Origin of the sequence: Saccharopolyspora halophila, assembly GCF_039531955.1 — a bacterium.
Taxonomy (GTDB): domain Bacteria; phylum Actinomycetota; class Actinomycetes; order Mycobacteriales; family Pseudonocardiaceae; genus Saccharopolyspora; species Saccharopolyspora halophila.
This window is the reverse complement of sequence record NZ_BAAARA010000003.1, coordinates 22,628-43,974: the sequence shown is the minus strand read 5'-3', so window position 1 is coordinate 43,974 and position 21,347 is coordinate 22,628. Positions and strand designations below refer to the sequence as shown.

Genomic DNA, 21,347 nt, shown 5'->3' with positions numbered 1-21,347 from the left:
CGCGACGGATCGTTATCGGCAGCCGCAAGAACGGAGGGTGTCGGCGATTTCGTCGAGGGCCGGACGAGCCTGGCTCGCCGAAGTTCCGTTGGAGATCATGGCGAAGACCAGTTGGCGCCCGTCCCGGGTGACGACCGTGCCGGCCAGGCTGTTGGCGCCGTCGAGCGTGCCGGTCTTGGCTCGCACCCAGCCCTGCCCGTCCGACCCCTGATAGCGGTCCTCCAGGCTGCCGCTGCCGCCCGCGATGGGCAGTGTGGGCAGCAGCGCGCGCAGCTTCGACGCCTGTTCGGAGACCTCGCCGTCGGCGTTCGCGGGCCGGGCGACCTCGTGCATCAGCTCGCCGAGCAGCTTCGGGGTCACCCGGTCCTGCACGGACAGGCCGCTGCCGTCGGACATCGTGCTGGAACCCAGGTCGAAGCCGTTGCGCCGGAGCACCTCGCGAACCGCCCGCACACCGCCCGCGAAGGACGGCTCCTCGCCGGTGGCGATGGCGACCTCGCGGGTCAGCGTCTCGGCGAGCACGTTGTCCGAGTGCTGCATCACCGCGTCCACCAGCCGGTAGACCGGCGCGGAGTGCACCTGCCCGAGCACCTGGGCGTTCGCCGGAGCCGAGGCCTTCGAGACGGGCCCGTCCGCGCCCAGCCGATCGGCGAGTTCCTGCCCCGCCTGCAGCGCCGGGGTCTGCGAGCGCGGGCTGACGTCCTCGCTCGGGTCGGCGCGACCTCCGTCGAGCATCACGGGCTGGATCGGCGAGTAGTACCCGGCCGCCACGTCCTCCGGCAGCCAGCCCGGTGCGGTGGACGGGCCGGAGTACCGATCGGTGTCCACCGAAACCGAGGTCACGTTGCCACCGGTCGCCTTCTTGACCTGCGCGACCAGGTCGTCGAGCCGGGGCGCGCCCGGGTACACCGATTCCTGGTCCCCGGAGAGCTTGGACAGCGTCGGATCGCCCCCGCCGACCAGCACCACGCTGCCCGGCTGACTGCCCCGCACGACCTTGGTGGTCAAGCGCTTGTGGTGGTCCATGGTCAGCAGCACGGCGCTCATCGCCAGCAACTTGCCGGTGGAGGCGGGCATCATCGCGGTGCCGGGAGCGCGACGCCACAGCTCCTCACCAGTGCGGCTGTCCAGCACGACACCGCCGAGCGTGCCCAAGGCCGGGTCGGAGGCCGGGCCGGACAGCGCCTGGCCGATCCCCGACTCGCTCGGCATCGGTGCGTCCCGCCCCAGCGGCTTGATCGCCGGATCGCTCAGCCGCACCGGCGCCGGAGGCGCGGCGATGTCCGCGGTGAAGAACCCGGGACCGAACACGATGCCCGCGCCGAGCAGCACCACCGCCGCGATGGCCACCCCGAGCAGGCCGCGGCGGCGCCTCGGACGCGCCGTGTCCTGCGCCGAAGCCGGTTCCGGCTCCGGAGGGATGTGCGTCGGAGCGGCGCGAGCGTCCGGCTCCGCGGGAGCCGCCATACCGGCGAAGTCAGCCGGATTCGCGACCGGGCGATCCGGCTGCCGCGGCCGGGCCGCCGGGGGCGGCGCGGCGAGCCCGGCGAAGTCGGAGGCCGACGCCGGGCGCGGGCCGTCGAAGTCCGGTCGTCGGAATTGCTGGGTCTGCTCGGAGTCCGGCGGCGTCGCCTCGCGCAGTTCCCTGAGGTCGGAGGCCTCGATCCGGGACGTCTGCTCAGCGGGGGACTCCGCAGGAGCTTCCGCCGCCACGCGCGGGATCCGCTGGGTCTGCTCGCTCGGTCGCTCGGGCTCGGCTCGTTCGGCGGGTGCTTCGACCTTCGGGATCAGCTGGGTCGACTCGGTCGCCGATTCCCGCTGCTCGCTCGGTGCCGGGCCGTCGTCGGTGACCCGGGCGATCCGTTGCGTCCGCTCCGCAGGAGCCTCCGGAGCGATGCCGTCGCTGCTCGGAGCGGCCGCGGCGCCGGAGGACGCGTCCGGTTCGGAATCCTCGGGCGATGCCGGCTCGGCGACGGCCTCCGGAGCGGATTCGGCCTCGGCGCGTTCGGCATCGGCTTCCTCTGCCGACTCGGATTCCCGGGTGCGCTCGGATTCTTCGGCTGGTTCGTCGGAGGTCGCCGCGGCCGCGGAATCGGCCGATTCGTCGGTTGATTCATCCGCGGAATCGGAGGATTCCCCCGCTTTTTCGGGTACCTCCGATTCGCCGGTGGGTTCTTCGACCCGGCCCGCTGCCGATTCGCCTTCGGTTTCCTGCGCCGGTTCCGCTGCCGATCGGTCGGCAGGTTCGCCTGCGGGTTCGGCCGGGGACTCATCACCGGAATCGTCGGTGGAATCCGATTCGGCCACACCGGGACGCTCCTCGCCCGCGCCGGTGGGTTCTTCGGCGTCGTCCGCGCCGGAGCCGGATTCCGCAGCCGTTGATTCGCCGGACGCCGATTCCCCGGATGCCGATTCCCCGGATGCCGATTCCCCGGATGCCGATTCGACGTGTTCGGACGCCTCGGTGGTGCTCTGCTCAGCGCGCTGCGCCGCATCGCCCTCGGTCGGCGCCGGGTCAGCCCTCTCCTCCGATGGAGCCGATTTCGCCTGGCCAACGCCGTTCAGCTCGGCGTTCTCCGGCTCTGCGTTCGCCGGCTCGGCGGGCGCAGCGGTCTCGCCGGTGGAGTCGTCCGCAGCGGGCTCGGCGGACTCGCTCGCGTCCGTCTTCCTCGCTTCCTGCGCCGCGCCCTGGGGCTGCGCGAGGTCCCCGGTGACGATCCTCGCCGTCGCGGCCCCGGATACCGCAGTGCGCGAATCCGCCTCGTCAGCATCGGCTCCCGAAGCATCCGCGGACGTCTCGGCGCCGCGCTCGGCCGACTCGCCGTCCGAATTCGCGGCGCCCTGGTTCGCCGGACTCGACGCGCCGGCATCCGCGTCGCTCGACTCCGCGTCGCTCGACTCCGCAGCGTTCGACTCCGCAGCGTTCGACTCCGAGTCGTCCGACGCGGGGAAATCCGATTCGGCCGTTCCCGCATCGCGCGGCTCAGCTGCGCCCGCATCGCCGGGGTCCGGTTCCGCCCCATCCGATTCGGTCGATCCGGTTTCCGATGCACCGGAAGCTCCGTCAGCGCCGTCCTGCTCGGCGGTCTCCTGCTCAGCGCCGTCCTGCTCGGCGGTCTCCTGCTCAGCGGTCTCCTGCTCAGCGGTCTCCTGCTCAGCGCCGTCCTGCTCAGCGGTCTCCTGCTCAGCGGTCTCCTGCTCAGCGGTCTCCTGCTCAGCGGTCTCCTGCTCAGCGGTCTCCTGCTCAGCGGCCTCCTGCTCAGCGGCCTCCTGCTCGGCGGCCTCCTGCTCGGCGACGTCCTCCTCGGTGCCGCCCTGCTCGGCGACGTCCTCCTCGGTGCCGCCCTGCTCAGCGACCTCCCGCTCGGCGGCCTCTCCCCCGGAGGCGCCCTGCTCGGCGATGGCCTCCTCGGCGGCGCCCTGGCCAGCCGTGGCCTGCTCGCCGACCTCCCGGTCACCAGCGTCCTGATCAGCCGAACCGCTCCCAGCGGAGTCGTCCCCGGCCTGCGCCGCTGATTCGTCCGGTTCCGCGACCTCGCTCGGCTGCTCCGCCGCAGCGGGCGCGGGCTCGTCATCGGGCATCGAGGCTGCGGCGGCAGCGGCGCCACCGCTGCTCACGTTGGGAACGGCATCCGTAAGCTCGCCGAGGCTGCCCGCCACGCGCCGGTTCGCGCCCGGCGCGTCCGCAGGCTCCTCGAGCGTGCCGGCGACGCGTTGGGTGGCCGCCGAGACAGCTGTGTTCTTGCTCTCACTCGAGTCGGATCTCGCCTGCTCACCGGAATCCGGGGAGTCGGCATCGCCGCGATCGGACGAATCGGGCGCGGGCGGGGTGTCCTCCGACGTCGCGGCCGCCGAACTCGCCGAGTCCGCTGCTTCGACGTCGGCTTCGGCCGCCGCATCCCCGCTGTTCTGGGGTTCGGGCACGTGCTCCTCCTCGATGGCAAGTCAGATTGCCAGACTGCGACCTCCCGCACTGCGGTGGGGCCCGACCACCCATCGTGGTCCACACTAGAACGAGGTCGCGCGCGCGAGCGGGCGACTGCATCCGACGCAAGACGAGTGAGGAACCGCGTGGACTTCGACGTCACGATCGAGATCCCCAAGGGGAACCGGAACAAGTACGAGATCGACCACGAGACGGGACGCATCCGCCTCGACCGGACTCTGTTCACCGCCACGCAGTACCCGGCCGACTACGGGTTCATCGAGCACACGCTCGGCGAGGACGGCGACCCGCTGGACGCTCTGGTGCTGGTGCAGGAGCCGACCATTCCGGGCTGCCTGATCAAGTCGCGCGCCATCGGCATGTTCCGCATGCGCGACGAGAAGGGCGGTGACGACAAGGTCCTCTGCGTGCCGTCCGACGACCCGCGCCAGGAGCACCTGCGGGACATCCACCACCTCGCCGAGTTCTACAAGCTGGAGATCCAGCACTTCTTCGAGGTGTACAAGGACCTGGAGCCGGGCAAGAGCGTGGAAGGCGCAACGTGGGTTGGCCGTGCCGAGGCGGAGGCCGAGATTCAGCGCTCCTACGAGCGCCAGAAGGAACAGGGCCACTGAAGGCTTGCAACTCGCCCGCGGGCGAACCCGAGAAGACCCTCCACGCAGCAGCGCGGGGGGTCTTTTCACATCCTGGGCCGAGCAATCCCCAAGCTGTGCACAGTTATCCCCACACCTGTGGATAACTGTGCACAACTCATGTGGACAACCCGCCGCTCCCGGGGCGGCGCAGCGCGTGCCTGCCGTACCCACCACCCGGGGACGGACGCCGATTTTGCTGCTGAAACCAGCGCAGCGCGGTCCGGGTCCTGGCCACTGCGCGCCTGCGCAGCAGGTACCTGCGCACTGCTGGGGCCATCACCCCGACGCACCCCGCCAGCACCGCGGTCATCAACAACCACGTCATGCCACTCCTTCCTCGCACCAGAGGGAGTGCGCAACCCGGGCGGGAATGACGCGACGGAAGCGGGAGACCACACCAACGGCCCAATGCCGTCCGGCACGGCACCGGGCGGCCACGGGCACCTCGCGATGTCCGGTGCCCCGGAGTCGCGTCGCTGCCGAGCGGGCTGCGCCGCGTGCCGCCGACGAACCCCAGGACTCCGCAGAGCCGGGTCGGCTCGCACCGTCGTTGCGCCGACGTCCGATTTCTCCACGCAGGAGCAGGTTCCCGGCATCGCAACAGCGCCGACGCGGACTTTCGTTGCTTCGCAGGAGTTTCCACCGCGACCGAGCTGCCGAGCCCGCTGTCGGCGACCGGTTCCGCGAACCTCAGGCGCGTGGGCACCGCGCGCCGCGCACGTGAAACACGTTGCGCGAACAACGAACCCGCTTCGCAGCGGAACCGCACCGCCAGGAGCGCGCCCGAAAACGCGCTGAAGGGCACCCTCCGAGCGGAGGGTGCCCTTCAGCTGTGGTCGCTCAGGGGATGCCGCGGTCAGCGGCGGCATCGCTAGGGGGTTTCGGCGGGCCTCCGCATGCCCACGGGGTGGCTGCGGAGTGCTGGGGGTTTCCGCCGGTCGAGATCAGTTGCCGAGCTGGGTGGCTCCGCCGAGCGGGCCGTGGCTGACCAGGCCGGTCACCTGGTCGACCGGGGAACCGGACTTGCCGACCGGCAGGTTCTCGGTCACGCCTCCGAGCGCGTCGCCACCGACGGGCAGGCCACCGACCGGGGAACCGGACTTGCCGACCGGCAGGTTCTCGGTCACGCCTCCGAGCGCGTCGCCGCCAACGGGCAGGCCACCGAGCGGGGAACCGCCACCGAGCAGGCCGCTGACGGGGTCGCCGCCGCTGCGGCCCATGGGGACGTGGGTGCCCGCGTTCTCCACGACGCCGCCCACGGTGTCGCCGACGACGTTGGTCGACGGCAGCTGCCCGGGCTTGGACTGCGGAGTGGCCACCGGCTCCAGGTTCTCCAGGCTGCCGACCAGGCTGGTGGGCAGGGCGCCGTCCACCGCGCCGGTCTTGCCGACCGGGAGGTCCCCGGCGACCGGCAGCTGGCCGACGGTGTTGGTGACCGGGCCGGCCACGTCACCCGCACCGGACTTCGACGCGGGCAGCGTCTGACCCGAGGTTGCCTGACCGATGGTCTCGACGACCGGCTTGAGAACGCCTGCCGCCGGGGTGGAGCCCAGCGCATCCGTGACCGGGTCAGCCGACCGACCGGAGAGCTGCTGGTCCAGCGGGACCACGTCGCCGACCGTCTTCTGCGCCGAAGCCAGGGTTCCGGCGGCGTGGAAGGCCGTGTTGGCCACGCCGTTGTCCGTGGGCAGGGAAGCCGGCAGCTCGGGCTCCCCCGCGGCGACGGCGGGGCTGGCCATGCCGACGGCGCCGACGCCACCGGCCGCCAGTACAGCGGCCGCCGTGGTAAAGGTGCGCTTCATCGAAATGCTCCTCTCTGCACAGGCCGTGTCCTGTGCGCCCGCCGGAGATTACGGATCAGACACCCACCACTATTCAGTGATCACCCAGCCGCGAAAATTAGACGGTGAGTATTCAGTTCCCGAGTCCAGTGATTCCACTTTCGAGGGATGCGCTACCCGGTTGATTACTGCGCGAGCCGATCCGCGACTGCGGAAGGCAACCGTCCGATTCGCTCGGCGCGCAACGCCTCCACGGCTTCGGCGAATTCCGCGTAGGCCTCGCGCTCCTCGGAGAATCGGCGGTAGCGCCCCACCCGGAGCTCGACCGACTCGTACTCGCGCTCCAGGGCGTCGGCGATCTGCTGCCACGCGGCACTGCGATCGCGGTAGTTGGCGTACCCGGCCAGCGCGGCAGACAGCGCCACGAGCAGGCTCAGCCCGACAGCGAAGAACGCGACGTCGGCGATCGAGGTGGCCGTGGCGGTCACCGTCGCGGCGATGATCGAGCCACCGATGACCACGGTCTGCAGCACCTGGTCCTTCCAGCGATCCCGGCGGGCCTCGGCGCGGTAGCGCTCGATGAGCTCGGGAAGCTGCGCGCGGTAGCGCTTGTGCGCGTCGAGCAGATCTCCCGTGGCCAGTTCGTCCAGAAGTTGTTCGCGGTGGGCGCTTTCCAGCGCGCGCAGTTCGGTGTCCACCGCGCGGACTCTAAAGTGCTGCCGGTACACGAACGCTGCCGCCACGCCCGCCGAGACGATGGCTATCGCGAACATCACCAGCACGACGGGCAGCGGCACGGGTAAAGCCGCCAGCAGCACTCCCAAGACGACGACGAGCAGGTTGCCCGGGCCGGCCCAGGTCCACAGCAATCGCTGCACGATCCGAGCCCGGTACAGCTCCTCGGACCGCTCCGCGATCCGGCGCTCCCAGTCCCCCTGCTTCCGGTCCTCGGCAGCGAGCACTCCGCCGCCGACGATTCCGGGCGTATCCACTCGCTCCATCACATCCGGTCCTTCCAGCGCGTTAGTGAGATCGAAGTGGCTCCTGGAGTTCTACGACAATCGACCAGCAGGGTGATACTTGACTCGGCCAATCGGCTGGTTATCGGCTGCTCCGAGTGATCGTCGCTGGGTCCCCATGCCCTCGGCGATGGAATACCCGGCAGTGATAACAGCGAGTGGTGCGATGCCGAGCCCGGCGTCCAGGTCGTGCCACTGTGGCAGCGTCGTCGCGACACCGGTCAACCGGGTCGGCGACCGGCGACGCGACAACGCCGCAGTGCGCTGGAATTCGGTTTTTCGATCAGGAATTCGCGGACTCGCGGGGCCAATCGGTCAACGCCTCCGGATCACCGTAGAAACGCACCGGATCAACCGGCTCGCCCTCGATGTCGACCTGGAAGTGCAGGTGCGGACCGGTGGAATTGCCGCGGTTTCCCAACGTCGCGACGAGCTGCCCGGATTCGATCTCCTGGCCCTTCGCGACGAGGGTCTCGTGGACGTGCCCGTACGTCGTGACGGTCCCGTGACCGTGGTCTATTCGGACCCACAGGCCGTAACCGGAGGCGGGCCCGGAATCGACCACGGTGCCGCCGGAAGCCGCGCGGATCGGGGTGCCGACCTCGTTCGCGATGTCGACGCCGTTGTGCATCGCGCCCCACCGCATGCCGAACACGCTGCTGATCTCCCCCCGAGTCGGTGCGACCCAGGGATTCGAGCTCTTCGCCGGTTCCCCGGACTCGGCCGCGGGGACCTTCGCGGCCGTCGCCGGGGCGGGTTCCTCCGCGTCCCGCTGGGCATGCTGCACACCGGAGGCACCGGCGGACGCGGTGCCCGCGAACAGCCCGGCTGCGAGCAACAATCCGAGCACACCGCTGTTTGCTTTTCGTCCTGACAAGGCCATCGCAATTTCACTCCTGCCACCGCCCGGCCTCGGCCGGTGCGGCTCGGATGAATTCCTTGGCGGGCACCGGGAATTTCGGGCCGGTGTCCGGGGCAGCCCGGAATGAGTCCAACCGAGCGCACCGGAGTTCGCATTCGGAGAAATCGATGGCGCGAATATGTTTAGGCGGCGAGAGTTGGTCCAATAGGACCATGCGGACGATCCGCCACACGATGGGCGCCGAGCACGGAGGGTCCGCAGTGGCCACGATTCCGGTGAACGCGGTTGGCTGGACCATTCCCGTCCCGGGGACCGCTAACCCAACGTGCAGGGGCTCGCCGAGCGGCGATGAAGACGACAAACCACCCGCTCGAAGTCACCCGATCAGGTGGATCTTTGGCCGTTGCCGGGTTCCTAGGGTTGTCTCGGCGGCAACGAGAGGAGCGGGACGTGGAGCGGATCGAGACGCGCGCGGTGCACGGCGGCGAGCGGCGACCGGGACCCGAGGGCTCGGTGGTCTACCCGATCTACCAGGGCACGGTCTACTCGGTGCCCGCGGACACCGACTACCACGACATCCGCTACCACCGGCTGAACTCCACCCCGTCGCAGCACTACCTGCACGACAAGCTGGCCGCGCTGGAGGGAGCGGAAGCGGCCCTGGCCACGGCATCCGGGATGGCAGCCATCTCCACCGCGCTGCACAGCGTGCTGCGCGCCGGTGATCACCTGCTGGTCGGCGATTGCCTCTACGGCGGGACGCACGACCTGATCACCCGGCACGCCGCGGACTTCGGCTGGAGCTACACCTTCATCGACCCGAACCGCCCGGACACCTGGGCCGCCGCGCGCCGGCCGGAGACCAGAGCGGTGCTGGTCGAAAGCATCACCAACCCGCTGGTCCGGGTCGGCAGGCTGCCCGAAGTGGCCGAGTTCGCGCGCGCCGAGGGGCTCGTCTCGCTCATCGACAACACCTTCGCGACCCCGGTGAACTTTCGCCCGATCGAGGCCGGTTTCGACTTGGTCCTGCACAGCGCGACGAAGTACCTCAACGGGCATTCGGACCTCGTCGCGGGCGCCATCATCGGCCGGGCCGACCACGTCGAACGCGCGCGCACCACCGCCAACCACCTCGGCGGCAGCCTCGACCCGCACGCCGGTTTCCTGCTGGCCAGGGGATTGAAAACGCTCGCTCTGCGCGTGCGGGCGCAGAACGCGAACGCGCAGGCCCTGGCCGAGCACCTCGCCGCGCACCCGGCAATCGCGCAGACCAACCACCCGGGCCTCGCCTCGCACCCGGACCACGAACGGGCCGCGGAACTGCTCAACGGCTGCGGCGGGATGCTCAGCTTCCGCCCGCGCGGTGGCGAGGTCGCGGCCGCGAAGCTCATCGAGGCGCTGCAGATCCCCTACGACGCGCCCAGCCTCGGCGGCGTCGAATCCCTGATCACCCGCCCCGCGGCGACCTCGCACGCGGGAATGGACCCGGCGGACCGGGAAGCCCTGGGCATCACGGACGACCTGGTCCGGGTCAGCGTAGGGGTGGAGAGCGCGGACGACCTGATCGACGACTTCGATCGAGCGCTGCGCTCCTGCTGACCGTTGGCGAGTTGTCGCATTCGGGGTTGGGTTGGTCGGACCGGTGGGTAGCGTCGACCGCGTGATTCTGGGTGGGCCGTTCGAATCCGCCGGTCAAGCCGACGAGATCGCCGATGTCGACGACGACCACGACGAGATCGTTCCGCGAATCCCGAAGGACGGCTCGTGGGTAGCGCCCACCGACGTCGAGCGCGAGCTGCTCGAGCACCTCCGGGGCGAGAACATCCCGGCCTACCTGCGGTTGATCGCGGCGGTCGGCGGTTACCAGCCGGTACCGCTGGCCCGGACGCACCGCAGCCCGGCGAGACGGCTGCCGCTGACCACCGAGCTCCCCGACGGCCGGACCGTCACCCGCCTCTACACCCAGGACGTGCTGCCGCGCCCGCATCCGCACGTGGTCTACGAGTACGTGACGCTGCGCTCGCTGGCCGACGTGCTCGGCTCCGAGGTCGACGTTCTGGCGATCAACCCGGAAACGCCGTGCGAGCTGTACCTGCCGGTCGACGACGCCGAGCGGGCGCGCTGGCGGAGAGCGCACGACGCGTGCTTCGCCCCGGACTTCACCAACCACCGCCTGATCACCCGGCACGGCGGAACCGAGGACACCGACCTGCTGCACGGGCTGGCCTGCGGCGCGCACCTGTGCTTCACCAACGGCGACGCGTGGAACACCCTGGACTGGCACGGGTCCGGCTACAGCGCCGAGGTCCAGCGGCTGGATCAGTGGTGGGGCGTGCAGCACCGGCAGGACTGGGTCGAGTTGCAGAACCGGTTGCTGCACTGCGACGTCAGCACGTCCGATTGGGATTTCGTGCTGAGCCTCCGAAACTTCCTGGCGGACAGCGACGGACCGCGCGTGGACCCGCAACGCTGGCGGGAGCGCGTGGACACCACGATCCGCGGCAACATCGCCGCGCACATCCCGGGGGCCGACACCGAGCCCGGCGAGAGCCCGGACGTGGACGCGCTTTCCGCGACGTTGCGCGATCTGGTGGGCAAGATTCTGCGCTACGAGGCGCGGTTTCGCGCGGACGAGCTGCTTCCCCCGGACGGGTACGTGCGCACGGTGGCGGCCTGGGACCTGGGCCGCGCGTCGAAGATGGCCCGCTGGGGCCGCGGCGCCCGCTACGCCTCCGCGCAGGAGATGTACTGCGCGCTGGAGCTGACCGCGCGGGAGGCCCGATCGCGCTACGAGTCATGGCAGGAGTTCTCGGCCGGATACGTCCTGGGGCGCTGCCTGCACTTCGACGAGGAGGCTTTCGGCGACTGGTACACCGAGGTGCTGCTGTCCCACCGGGTCCTGCTCACCGAGCGGGACAGCCCCTGGCTGACCGTCCCCTTCCGCTAGGCAACGTGGCAGTTTTGCCTAGAACTGTGAGCCTTCGGCGCCCGAAATGTCCGGACAGTTTTAGGCAAAACTGTCACCACCGCCGCGCTAGGAGGCCGGGGCGAGCCAGAGGCCGGTGAGCGCGTCGACCAGCTGGTCGGCGGTCTGCTGCCAGCTCAACCTCGCGGACCCTTCGGCGATCGCCCGCTCCTGCTCCGCGCACATGTGCACCATCAGGTGCCGGGTCATGTCGTTGCGCGCGACCTTGGCGGGGAGCGGAAGGTCCGGCAGGCAGGCGTTGAGGCCGTCCATGATGCGCTGCAGCGTTGGCTGGGCCAGGGTCTCCTCCACCACCAGCGGCCGCAGCGCGGGATCGGTCATCAGCTGCGTGGTGAATCGCGCGAGCGTGGAATCCCGCGACGACGCGTGGTAGTCGGTCGCCGGCCGCACCAGGCAGCTCACCCAGTCCCGCACGGAATCGGTTCGCACGCTCCCGAGCATCTCGGCCCGCCGACGTTCGACGGGTTCGGCGTGTTTGCGCACGATGGCCACCAGCAGGTCGGCCTTGGTGCCGAAGTGGTAACCGACCGCCGCGTTGTTGCCCTGGCCCGCCGCCTCGCTGATCTGCCTGTTGGACACGGCGAACACGCCCTGCTCGGCGAACAACCGCTCGGCGGCAGCGAGGATCCGCTGCCTGGTCACCTCGGCCCGCTCGGTCCTCGCGTTCGCTGCGTTCATGATCACTACCCCGGCCAACATTAAGTCACTTGACTTACCAAGACTACTCCCGCAGGTCAGCCGAACCAAACCGGAGTGGCACTACACTGCGTGGACCCGATCTAGGAGGATGCCATGTCCGAATCTCCCGAGGAGGTCGTCCTCTACTGGCGCCCGGGTTGCCCGTTCTGCACGAAGCTCCGCCTGAGCCTGTTCGGGTCGAAGCTGCGGGTGCGGCAGGTCAACATCTGGAAGGACCCGGCCGCGGCCGCCTACGTCCGCTCGGTCGCCGACGGCAACGAGACGGTGCCGACCGTGGACGTGGCGGGGAAGGCGCTGGTCAACCCATCCCGGAGGCTCCTGATGCGAACCGTCCGGGAGCGCGCTCCGCACGCGTTGACCGGCTAGGAGCCGCCCGGGAGGAGCCTGACCCCCGAGCGGCTCCACCGCGTTTCTCAAGCGGGCGCCAGCAGCGCCGCGTAGCGCTCCAGGTCTACGTTGCCACCACTGATGATCACGCCGATGCGCTTCCCCCGCAGATCGTCGGGGAGGTCGCGGGCCGCAGCCAGCCCCAGGCACCCGGTCGGCTCCACGACGATCTTCAAGTAGCTCGCGAACAACCGCATCGCCTCGACGAGCTCGTCGTCGGAGGCGGTCAGCACGTCGTCGACGTCCCGCCGGATGACCTCGAAGGTGTGCGCACCGAGCTGCTCGGTCTGCGCCCCGTCGGCGATCGTCCGCGGCGTGTCGATGCGCACGATCTCGCCGCCGCGCAGCGACCGCCGCCCGTCATCGCCCGCCGCGGGTTCGACGCCGTAGACCCGGCACCGCGGGGACAGCGCCCGGGCCGCGAGCGCGGAGCCGGACAGCAGGCCACCCCCGCCGAGCGGGACGAACAGCGCATCGAGCTCGCCGACCTCGTCGAACAGCTCCTTCGCCGCGGTTCCCTGCCCGGCGAGCACGTCGGGGTGGTCGTAGGGCGGGATCAGGGTCAGGCCCTCCTCCTCGGCGAGCGCCCGGCCGATCTCCGCCCGATCCTCGGCGTAGCGGTCGTAGCCGACCACCCGTCCGCCATACCCCTTGGTCGCCGCCACCTTCGCCGCAGGAGCGTCGTGCGGCATCACGATCGTCGCCCGCACGTCGAGCAACCGCGCGGCCAGCGCGATCGCCTGCGAGTGGTTGCCGGACGAATAGGTCACCACCCCGGCCTCCCGCTGCCGGGCGCTCAGCCGGGAGACCGCGTTGAACGCGCCCCGGAACTTGAAAGCCCCCATCCGCTGGAAGTTCTCGCACTTGAACAGCACCCGTGCGCCGACCACCTCGTCGACGATCCGGGAACCGAGCACCGGCGTGCGATGCGCGTACCCCGCGATCCGCCCGGCCGCGTCGACAACATCGGCAAAACTGGAAACCATCGGCCACCTCCGCGATCGAGCACACCGCATCCGCCTCGCCCCCGCCAGGGCCAATGCGCGGAAGCCGGACCTCGTGGGCCCACGAAAAGACCGGTCACCTTCCGAGCGGAAGGTGACCGGTCCTGGGAGAGCCGCCTGGGGGAGTCGAACCCCCGACCTACGCATTACGAGTGCGTCGCTCTGACCGACTGAGCTAAGGCGGCAGCGCACATTCGAGTGTAGCGGGCCATTCCGGACGACTTCCGCAGGGGCCTCTCCGGGCAGGGGTCTTCCTCACCTGCGATTCCTCCCGGGCCGAACACTTCGAGTTCGTCACCCGTCACCGGCGGGCAGTGTGATCGTTGCTACTTTCAGCAGAAGTAGTGATGCACACCACGCGATTCGAGGGGATCGACCGATGCGCGCGTTCCGCCGCTTCAGCGCCTGCGCCGCAGTGACGCTGGCCATCGCCGGCTTGTCGGCGCCGGCTGCGCTGGCGCAGTCCGACTCCGAGATGCCCACGACGCCGCGTCCGCATCCGGCCGATCCCGACCAACCACCGGGCCGCGTCTTCCCGGACGTGCCCGGGCCCGTCCGGGCGCAGGCCGGGACGATGCTCGGCATCGTGCGGTTGCTGCCGCGCAGCGTGCCCGGGGAGTCGATCTACAACGTCCCGGAGTTCGAGAAGACGCTGCCGAAGCACTCCGCGGTCGAAGCGGGCATGGGACGGGCCGTGGCGCAGGTCGACTCGGAGTCCTACTTCGCGCACGAGCACGCCACGGCCGATGCATCACCGGTCGGAGTGTCGATCACCGGTCAAACCCCGCAGCCGCCGGGCGGGCTGTCCCAGACGGCGCTGCCGGACCACGCCCGGCCCACCACCTCCGCGTTGTCGCCGCCGGACAACCCCGCCGACCGGGCCCTGCAGCTCAGCGGGCTGAACGGCAGCGTGCACGCGCGATGGGGCGAGGAGACCGGTCCGTGCGTCTCCGATCAGCTCTCCGACGCGCGCTACTCGCTGGGCAGCGGATCGGCGATCAACAGCCTGCCCGGCGGGCTCGGCGATTCGCTGCTGCAGATCCCCTCGATCGCCGAGGCGCACTCGAACATCTCGCTGACGCAGGTCGACGGGCAGTCCACCAAGGCCGTGCGGTCCACATCGGAGCTGAATCTCTCGCAGGTCACGCTGTTCGCGGGCTCGCCAGGGGAAGTCACCGTCGAGGTGATCGGCACGCCGAAGCTGACCGCCACCTCCACCGGCAGCGAGAACACCTCCAGCGTGCAGTACACCGCGCCGGTGCTGCGGATCTCGCAGGGCGGCGAGGAGATCGGCACGATCGACGCGGCGAACCCGTCGATGGACATCCCAGTGCCGGGACCGCAGTCGCAGGTGCTCGACGCCGGGGTCGTCAAGCTCAGCATCGGCGCGATGGAGAAGTCCAAGGACGGCAACGAGACCAGGGCCTCGGCGCGGCTGTTCAACCTGGAGCTGCTCAGCGGCGAGGCGCTAGGCCTGCCCACCTCGCTGGCCCAGATCTCCTTCGGCGAGCAGGTCGTTCGCGCCATCGCGCCGGAGGGCGGCGTGGACTGCGAGGCCACTCCCCCGCCCGCCGCGGGTTCCGGGGGTGGCGACAACACCGCACCAGCGGCCTGGAGCCCCGGCAGCCGGGACCTGGCGGTGACCGGTGGCTACCACGTCGTTCCGCTGTTCTGGGCCGGAACGGCGATGCTGCTCATCGGTTCGATCCTGGTCGCCGCGCTGCCGCGCCGGAACAGGGGCTGACTCCCGACCCGGTACGGGCCCGCAGGAGGACCGCGCGGCCCGTCAGCCGGTGTGCAGGGTCGCGAGCATCGATTCGACGGCGATCAGCGGTTTGACGTTCTGGTTCAGGGCCGTGCGGCAGGCCAGCACCGCCTCCAGGCGGCGCAGGGCGGACTCCGAGGTCCACTCCCCGGCCGCCTTCGCCGACGCCCTGGCGAAGTCCGGGTGGTTGAGCACCGCACCGGACCCGGTCTTGGTGATCAGCACGTCCCGGTAGAAGCCGGCCAGGTCGACCAGCGCCAGATCGAGAGCGTCCCGCTGGGAGCGGGTGGCCCGCGACTTCTGGCGCTTCTCGAGCTCCTTGAGCGCCGCGTTGGCGCCCTTGCTCGCCTGGGCCGTGCCCTTGCCGGTGCCGCCCGCGCCCATCGCGGTCTTGAGCTCCTCGCGCTCGGCCTCGTTGCGCTCCTCGTTGGCGGTGACCGACTCGGTCTCGGCCAGCTTGACCAGTCCACCCGCCGCGGTGAACACGTCCCCGAACCGGGCGACGCCCAGCGGGATGCGCAACACCGACTCGCGCCGCTCGCGCGCCTGCTCGTCGGTGGCCAGGCGGCGAGCCCTGCCGATGTGCCCGCCGCAGACCGAGGCCGCCCACTCGGCGAGCTGCGGCTCCACGCCGTCCCGCTCGCGCAGCACCTCGGCGATCGCGCCCGGCAGCGGCGTGCGCAACTGCATCACGCGGCAGCGGGAGCGGATCGTGACTGAGACGTCCTCCGGATGGTCCGACGGGGCGCACAGCAGGAAGACCGTGCGCGGGGGTGGCTCCTCCACCGCCTTGAGCAGGGCGTTCGCCGCGCCCTCGGTGAGCCGGTCGGCGTCCTCGATGAGCACGACGCGCCACTGCCCGGTGCTCGGCCGCCGCGCGGCCGCCTGCACCAGCGAGCGCATCTCCGCCACCGAGATCGACAGGCCCTCCGGCACCACGACCTTCACATCGGCGTGCGTGCCGTGCAGGACCGTGCGGCACGCCGAGCAGTGCCCGCAGCCGATTTGCTCCGCGTCGTCGCACTCCAACGCGGCGGCGAACGCGCGTGCGGCGATCGAGCGGCCGGAGCCGGGTGGGCCGGTGAACAGCCACGCGTGCGTCATCGCGCCCGCGGGCACGTCCTCGCCGCGGGCCTGCTCGCGCGCGGCCGTGGCCGCGGAGAACAGAACGCGCTTGGCATCCGGTTGACCGACGACCTCAGCCCACACGCCGGTACCGGGGACTTCCGGTGCGTCGGTGGGCATCCGCTCCTCGCCTCCCGCATCATCCGCTGGTCGCGGCCAGCTTAGGAGCCGGCCACGACACCGCCCCCGCCAGGGTGCGGCGCACCGCGCGGCCGGGAACGGGCTCCGAGGGGTCGTTTCAGCATGCGGCAGCAGCCGCCGCCCCAGGTGCGGGACTCAACCGGCACCGCCGCGGGTTCTCCGACGTCGCCCGGGCAAGACCGGCCGCGGCGCCGCGCAGGTGGCTGCGCAGGCCGCGGAGCCCGGCGGCGTCGGAGATTCAGCTCCCCGCACCGCCACACACCCCGAAACTGAAAGATCTCACTCGGAGCCGCTCGACGAGTTCGACGCGGCCGACCGGGCCTTGCTCGTCGTGCCCTTCGAACCCGTGCTCTTCGAGCCGTTGCTCTTGGACGCCGTCGACTTCGACGCGGTGCTCTTCGTCGACTTCGAAGCCGTGCTCTTGGTCGCGGTCGTCTTCTTCGCCGTGCTCTTCGTGCCCGTGCTCTTCGTGGCCGTGCTCTTGGTCGCCGTGCTCTTGGTACCGGTGCTCTTGGACGCCGTGCTCTTCGCGCCGGTGCTCTTGGTGGCGGACCCGGTGCTCTTGGTCGAGGTCGAAGTGCTCTTCTTCGCGGGCGCCTTCTTCTTCGCGGGCGCCTTGGCGCGCCGCTCCGCGAGCAGCTCGACCGCGCGGTCCATCGCCAGTTCCTCGACCGAATCGCCCTTGCGCAGCGACGCGTTCGTCTCGCCGTCGGTGACGTACGGACCGAACCGGCCGTCCTTGATCACCAGCTCCTTGCCGGTGTCCGGTTCGGTTCCCAGCTCGCGCAGCGGCGGGGTCGCGGCGCGGCGCCCCCGCTGCTTGGGCTGGGCGTAGATCTTGAGCGCCTCCTCGAGGGTGATCGAGAAGATCTGCTCCTCGGTCTCCAGCGAGCGCGAATCGGTGCCCTTCTTCAGGTACGGGCCGTAGCGGCCGTTCTGCGCGGTGATCTCGTTGCCCGACTCCGGGTCGGTACCGACCACGCGCGGCAGCGACAGCAGCTTCAGCGCGTCCTCGAGGGTGATGGTGTCCAGCGACATCGACTTGAGCAGGCTGCCGGTGCGCGGCTTGGACTTGTCGCCCTCGGGAAGGATCTCGGTGACGTACGGGCCGAACCGGCCCTCCTTGGCCACCACCTCGTGCCCGGTCTCCGGGTCGGTGCCCAGGCTGCGGCCCTCCATCGGAGTGGCGAACAGCTTCTCGGCGATCTGCAGCGTCAGCTCGTCCGGCGGCAGGTCCTCGGGCAGGTTGGCCCGCTGCGACGACTCGTCCTCCAGCGTGCGCTCCAGGTAGGGCCCGTAGCGGCCGACGCGGACGTAGACGGTCCGGCCCTCCTCGTCGTCGAACATCGGGATCGAGTTGATCGCCCGCGGGTCGATCTCCTCCACCGACGAACCGACCAGGTTCTTCAGCCCGCCAGCGCGGCCGATCGAGCCCTCCGGGCCCACGTTGCCGCCGAAGTAGAAGCCCTTGAGCCAGCCGGTGCGCTCCTCGCGGCCTTCGGCGATGCGGTCCAGCTCGTCCTCGAGGGCAGCGGTGAAGTGGTAGTCCACCAGCCTGCCGAAGTGCTGCTCCATCAACCCGACCACGGCGAAGGCGATCCACGAGGGGACCAGGGCCGAGCCCTTCCGCCACACGTAGCCGCGCTCCTGCACCGTCGAGATGATCGAAGCGTAGGTCGACGGCCTGCCGATGCCCAGCTCTTCGAGGTTCTTGACCAGGCTGGCCTCGGTGAACCTCGGCGGCGGGTTGGTGGTGTGGCCGTCGGGCTCGAGCTCCGGCGCGGTGACCGCCTGGTCCTGCACCAGGTTCGGCAGCCGCGACTCGGCGTCGTCGGCCTCGCCGCCCGCCTCGGCGTCCACCGACTCCACGTAGGCCTTCAGGAAGCCCTGGAAGGTGATGGTGCGGCCGGACGCGGCGAAGGTGCACTCCTCGCCCGAGCTCGCGTTGCCGGTGATGCGCACGGACATCGTGGTGCCCTTGGCGTCGGCCATCTGGGAGGCGATGGTGCGCTGCCAGATCAGCTCGTAGAGCTTGAAGCCGTCGACGTCGTTGCCCAGCTCGGCGGCGACCTCGCCTGGGGTGCGGAAGCTCTCGCCCGCCGGGCGGATCGCCTCGTGCGCCTCCTGGGCGTTCTTGACCTTGCGGTTGTACTGCCGCGCCTGCGGCGAGACGTACTGCTCGCCGTAGAGGTCGCGAGCCTGGTTGCGCGAGGCCGACAGCGCCGTCTCGGACAGCGTCGTCGAGTCGGTGCGCATGTAGGTGATGTAGCCGTTCTCGTAGAGCCGCTGCGCGGTGCGCATCGTGCGGTCCGCCGAGAAGCGGAGCTTGCGGCTGGCCTCCTGCTGCAACGTGGAGGTCATGAACGGCGGGTACGGCCTGCGGGTGTAGGGCTTCTCCTCGACGCTGGAGACGTTCAGCTGCGCGTCCTCCAGGGAGGTGGCCAGCGCGCGAGCCTCCGACTCGGTGAGCACCCGGGTCTCGCCGTTCTTCAGCTGCCCGTCCTGGCCGAAGTCGCGCCCGGTGGCCAGCTTGGCCCCGTCCACCGAGACCAGCCGGGCCCCGAAGCGGCGCGGGGACGCGTCGGCGCCTGCGTCCATGGTCGCGCCGATGTCCCAGTACTCGGCGGGGACGAACTTGATCCGCTCGCGCTCGCGCTCGACGACCACGCGGGTGGCCACCGACTGCACGCGGCCCGCCGAGAGCTTCGGCATGACCTTCTTCCACAGCACCGGGCTGACCTCGTAGCCGTAGAGGCGGTCCACGATGCGGCGGGTCTCCTGGGCGTCCACCAGGTTCTGGTCGAGATCGCGCGGGTTCTCGGCGGCTGCCTGGATGGCGGATTCGGTGATCTCGTGGAACACCATCCGGCGCACCGGAACCTTGGGCTTGAGCGTCTCCAGCAGGTGCCAGGCGATCGCCTCGCCCTCGCGGTCACCATCCGTGGCGAGGTAGACCTCGTCGACCTGCTTGAGGGCCTCCTTGAGCTCGGTGACCGTGGCCTTCTTGTCCGAGCTGACGAGGTACAGCGGCTCGAAGTCGTTCTCCACGTTCACCCCGAGCCGCGCCCAGGACTGGCCCTTGTACTTCTCCGGCACGTCCTTGGCGTTGCGGGGCAGATCGCGGATGTGCCCTCGCGAGGACTCCACGATGAAGTTGGAACCGAGGAAGGCGGCGATCTTCTTGACCTTCGTCGGCGACTCCACGATCACCAGGCGCCGGGCGGCGGAGCCAGCAGACCCCGAAGCCCGACCGGCATCGCCGCCGGCCTTCTTCGTCCGTGTCGACCCAGCCACGCGTACCTGCTCTCTTCTTCCGGAGGCATTCCTTGCACCCCCGGCACGGTTCGGACAAGTGCCTCAGTGTGCCTGCTGCACGCTGTCACGCCGCACCGGGAAGGCACAGGGTTGCATATAACACGTCGATATTCCCCGACGTCCTGTTTTACGAACGTATCGGGTCGCTGACGGGTTCCGTCCGGTGACCTGGCGTGACGTGCATCAAGTCGTCAGGAAACCTGGGGAATCATTCCCTCGATCGCACCATCGGGCAGCGGCCCGACCAGTTCGGCGAGTCTTGCGAGCCTGCGCCTACCGGTAATTTTCAGCGCGGGCCCACCAGCTCGAACACCGACCCGCTTGACCGGTATTCCGCACCGGCTCAACGATTCGGCCAGCGGCTCGTGCGTGTCCGGGGCGTGCGGGTCGAGCCCCAGCAGGTAACCGTTCTGCTCGCCGGTGCCCGAGGTCAGCGCCCAGATCCGCAGCGCCCAGCCGTCCGGGGTGAAACCGGCGGGCACCGATTTGACCGCGCCGCGCAGCCAGTGCGCGGACAGCCCGGTGAGGTCCGCGCGGAACGCGGTGCGCACCAGCGGCCTGCCCTCGTCGGAGCGGGCGAGCTCGGCCTGCACGCCGCGTTCCGCGCAGGCCGCGGCCAGGCAGCGGGCTCGCCATTCGGCGTCGACGACGACCGATAGCCGGGCGGCGGTGCCCCGGCCGAAGCCGACCGCCTGACCCGGTCCGCACAGCATGCCCGCGAGGTCGGCCACCGCGGGCAACCGAGCCTCAGCCGAGTAGAAGGACAGCTGGTCCACGATCCCGCATGCTAGAACAGCAGTTCGAGATTATCCACCACATTGCCCGCATCGATTGACTTCCACTCCCGCAAGGCCCGCGATTCCCGGTAATCGGACCCCGAAAACCAGGGAAATCCGGGGCCCGATTTCCAGGGAAATCTGAAAATCACTCGTTCGGTGGACTAGCCGGGTTTGTTGGCCGGGGGTTGCTGCTCCGGGGCCGGCTGCTGGGGAGCGGGCTGCTGTTGCTGCTGCGGCTTCTGCTGGAAGAAGGGCTTGCACTCCGGCGCCCGCTCGGCGGAGCGCTTGAGCTCGGGGTTCTGCTCGAGCTTGCCGAACTTGCTGCCCAGGTCGATCTGGTTGCTCTTCTTCAGCTGGTCCTGCAGGGCGCCGATGCCCTCGTTGAACTTCTGCTTGTCGTTGACGTCGATCTGCTTGGCCACCGCGCGGGCCTGCTCGAGTACGTCGCGGACCTCGCCGAAGCCCTGCTGGAAGCTCTGGTTGACCTGATCGGCGCCCTGGATCGGAGCCGGGCCCAGGCCCTTGAGGCCGTTCACGGTGTCGTCGGCCGCCCCGCTCGCGGTGTCCAGCCGATGGATCACCGAGTCCTTCACGGTCTGGGTGTTGGTCTTGTCCACCTTCGGGAGCTGCTTCTGCTGCTCCGAGAAGCCCGTGACCAGGCCGCACATCTTGCCCGCCCACTGGACCTGCTCCGCGGTGGGAGCCTTCGGTTCCGGAGCGCCCGCCTGCGGAGTGCCGCAGGCCGACAGCGCCAGTGGAATCGCGGCGAGCACCGCCACCGACGTCGTACGGATGTTCATGCGCACTCCTAGGAGTTGCCTTCGCCCTGCAGTCCGGACTGTCGCACGTCGGCCCGCCCCGACAGCACCGGGTCCGGCCCCGCTCGCGAACCGGCTGCGCACG

Annotated in this window: 16 protein-coding genes and 1 tRNA gene; 5 read left to right on the top strand and 12 right to left on the bottom strand. The window is 70.2% G+C overall.

Annotation, left to right across the window (positions count from 1 at the left end; translation table 11 throughout):
* Positions 1 to 12 precede the first annotated feature (12 nt).
* Positions 13 to 3,924 (bottom strand): D-alanyl-D-alanine carboxypeptidase/D-alanyl-D-alanine endopeptidase, encoded by a 3,912-nt coding sequence (dacB, locus tag ABD289_RS05480; protein ID WP_344127250.1) that lies wholly within the window; start codon positions 3,922 to 3,924, stop codon positions 13 to 15.
* Positions 3,925 to 4,071: 147 nt separating this feature from the next.
* Between dacB and ABD289_RS05475 the strand changes: the two genes are divergently transcribed.
* Positions 4,072 to 4,560, top strand: a complete 489-nt coding sequence (locus tag ABD289_RS05475; protein WP_344127248.1) for an inorganic diphosphatase — start codon at positions 4,072 to 4,074, stop codon at positions 4,558 to 4,560.
* A 136-nt stretch (positions 4,561 to 4,696) separates the two neighbouring features.
* On the opposite strand, the gene ABD289_RS05470 is transcribed toward ABD289_RS05475, so the two are convergent.
* The 4 genes from ABD289_RS05470 to ABD289_RS05455 form a co-directional block, all read right to left on the bottom strand.
* On the bottom strand, positions 4,697 to 4,906 hold the full coding sequence (locus ABD289_RS05470) for a hypothetical protein (protein WP_344127246.1): 210 nt from the start codon (positions 4,904 to 4,906) through the stop codon (positions 4,697 to 4,699).
* Between the two features lie 619 nt (positions 4,907 to 5,525).
* A complete protein-coding gene (locus ABD289_RS05465; RefSeq protein ID WP_344127244.1) occupies positions 5,526 to 6,383 on the bottom strand; it encodes a hypothetical protein in 858 nt (285 codons plus the stop codon).
* Positions 6,384 to 6,547: 164 nt separating this feature from the next.
* On the bottom strand, positions 6,548 to 7,363 hold the full coding sequence (locus ABD289_RS05460) for an SLATT domain-containing protein (protein WP_344127242.1): 816 nt from the start codon (positions 7,361 to 7,363) through the stop codon (positions 6,548 to 6,550).
* A 301-nt stretch (positions 7,364 to 7,664) separates the two neighbouring features.
* Positions 7,665 to 8,231: a M23 family metallopeptidase gene (locus ABD289_RS05455; protein WP_344127240.1), complete on the bottom strand. Its 567-nt coding sequence runs from the start codon at positions 8,229 to 8,231 to the stop codon at positions 7,665 to 7,667.
* 462 nt (positions 8,232 to 8,693) lie between these two features.
* Between ABD289_RS05455 and ABD289_RS05450 the strand changes: the two genes are divergently transcribed.
* Both ABD289_RS05450 and ABD289_RS05445 read left to right on the top strand, forming a co-directional pair.
* The gene (locus ABD289_RS05450) at positions 8,694 to 9,842 is read left to right on the top strand and encodes a trans-sulfuration enzyme family protein (protein ID WP_344127238.1); all 1,149 of its coding nucleotides are present in this window, start codon (positions 8,694 to 8,696) and stop codon (positions 9,840 to 9,842) included.
* Between the two features lie 61 nt (positions 9,843 to 9,903).
* Positions 9,904 to 11,190, top strand: a complete 1,287-nt coding sequence (locus ABD289_RS05445; RefSeq protein ID WP_344127236.1) for a DUF1266 domain-containing protein — start codon at positions 9,904 to 9,906, stop codon at positions 11,188 to 11,190.
* Between the two features lie 87 nt (positions 11,191 to 11,277).
* Here ABD289_RS05445 and ABD289_RS05440 read toward each other — a convergent pair whose 3' ends face one another.
* Positions 11,278 to 11,907: a TetR/AcrR family transcriptional regulator gene (locus ABD289_RS05440; RefSeq protein ID WP_344127234.1), complete on the bottom strand. Its 630-nt coding sequence runs from the start codon at positions 11,905 to 11,907 to the stop codon at positions 11,278 to 11,280.
* Between the two features lie 114 nt (positions 11,908 to 12,021).
* On the opposite strand from ABD289_RS05440, the gene ABD289_RS05435 reads away from it, so the two are divergent.
* Positions 12,022 to 12,294: a glutaredoxin domain-containing protein gene (locus tag ABD289_RS05435; protein WP_344127232.1), complete on the top strand. Its 273-nt coding sequence runs from the start codon at positions 12,022 to 12,024 to the stop codon at positions 12,292 to 12,294.
* Between the two features lie 47 nt (positions 12,295 to 12,341).
* Here ABD289_RS05435 and ABD289_RS05430 read toward each other — a convergent pair whose 3' ends face one another.
* Both ABD289_RS05430 and ABD289_RS05425 read right to left on the bottom strand, forming a co-directional pair.
* Positions 12,342 to 13,301, bottom strand: coding sequence for a threo-3-hydroxy-L-aspartate ammonia-lyase (locus tag ABD289_RS05430; RefSeq protein WP_344127230.1), 960 nt, complete (start codon positions 13,299 to 13,301; stop codon positions 12,342 to 12,344).
* Positions 13,302 to 13,430: 129 nt separating this feature from the next.
* Positions 13,431 to 13,504, bottom strand: a tRNA-Thr gene (locus ABD289_RS05425).
* A gap of 194 nt (positions 13,505 to 13,698) precedes the next feature.
* Here ABD289_RS05425 and ABD289_RS05420 point away from each other — a divergent pair.
* A complete protein-coding gene (locus ABD289_RS05420; RefSeq protein WP_344127228.1) occupies positions 13,699 to 15,063 on the top strand; it encodes a hypothetical protein in 1,365 nt (454 codons plus the stop codon).
* Between the two features lie 42 nt (positions 15,064 to 15,105).
* Here the strand turns inward: ABD289_RS05420 and ABD289_RS05415 are convergent, their stop codons facing one another.
* From ABD289_RS05415 to ABD289_RS05400, 4 genes are all read right to left on the bottom strand, one after another.
* Positions 15,106 to 16,329 carry a DNA polymerase III subunit delta' gene (locus ABD289_RS05415; protein ID WP_344127226.1) on the bottom strand — a complete coding sequence of 408 codons (1,224 nt, stop codon included), beginning with the start codon at positions 16,327 to 16,329 and terminating at the stop codon, positions 15,106 to 15,108.
* 300 nt (positions 16,330 to 16,629) lie between these two features.
* Positions 16,630 to 19,644 carry a type I DNA topoisomerase gene (gene topA, locus ABD289_RS05410; RefSeq protein WP_344127224.1) on the bottom strand — a complete coding sequence of 1,005 codons (3,015 nt, stop codon included), beginning with the start codon at positions 19,642 to 19,644 and terminating at the stop codon, positions 16,630 to 16,632.
* Between the two features lie 212 nt (positions 19,645 to 19,856).
* Entirely contained in the window at positions 19,857 to 20,441 is a 585-nt protein-coding gene (locus ABD289_RS05405) for a hypothetical protein (RefSeq protein ID WP_344127222.1), read from the bottom strand.
* 164 nt (positions 20,442 to 20,605) lie between these two features.
* Positions 20,606 to 21,244, bottom strand: a complete 639-nt coding sequence (locus tag ABD289_RS05400; protein ID WP_344127220.1) for a hypothetical protein — start codon at positions 21,242 to 21,244, stop codon at positions 20,606 to 20,608.
* Between the last annotated feature and the right edge of the window lie 103 nt (positions 21,245 to 21,347).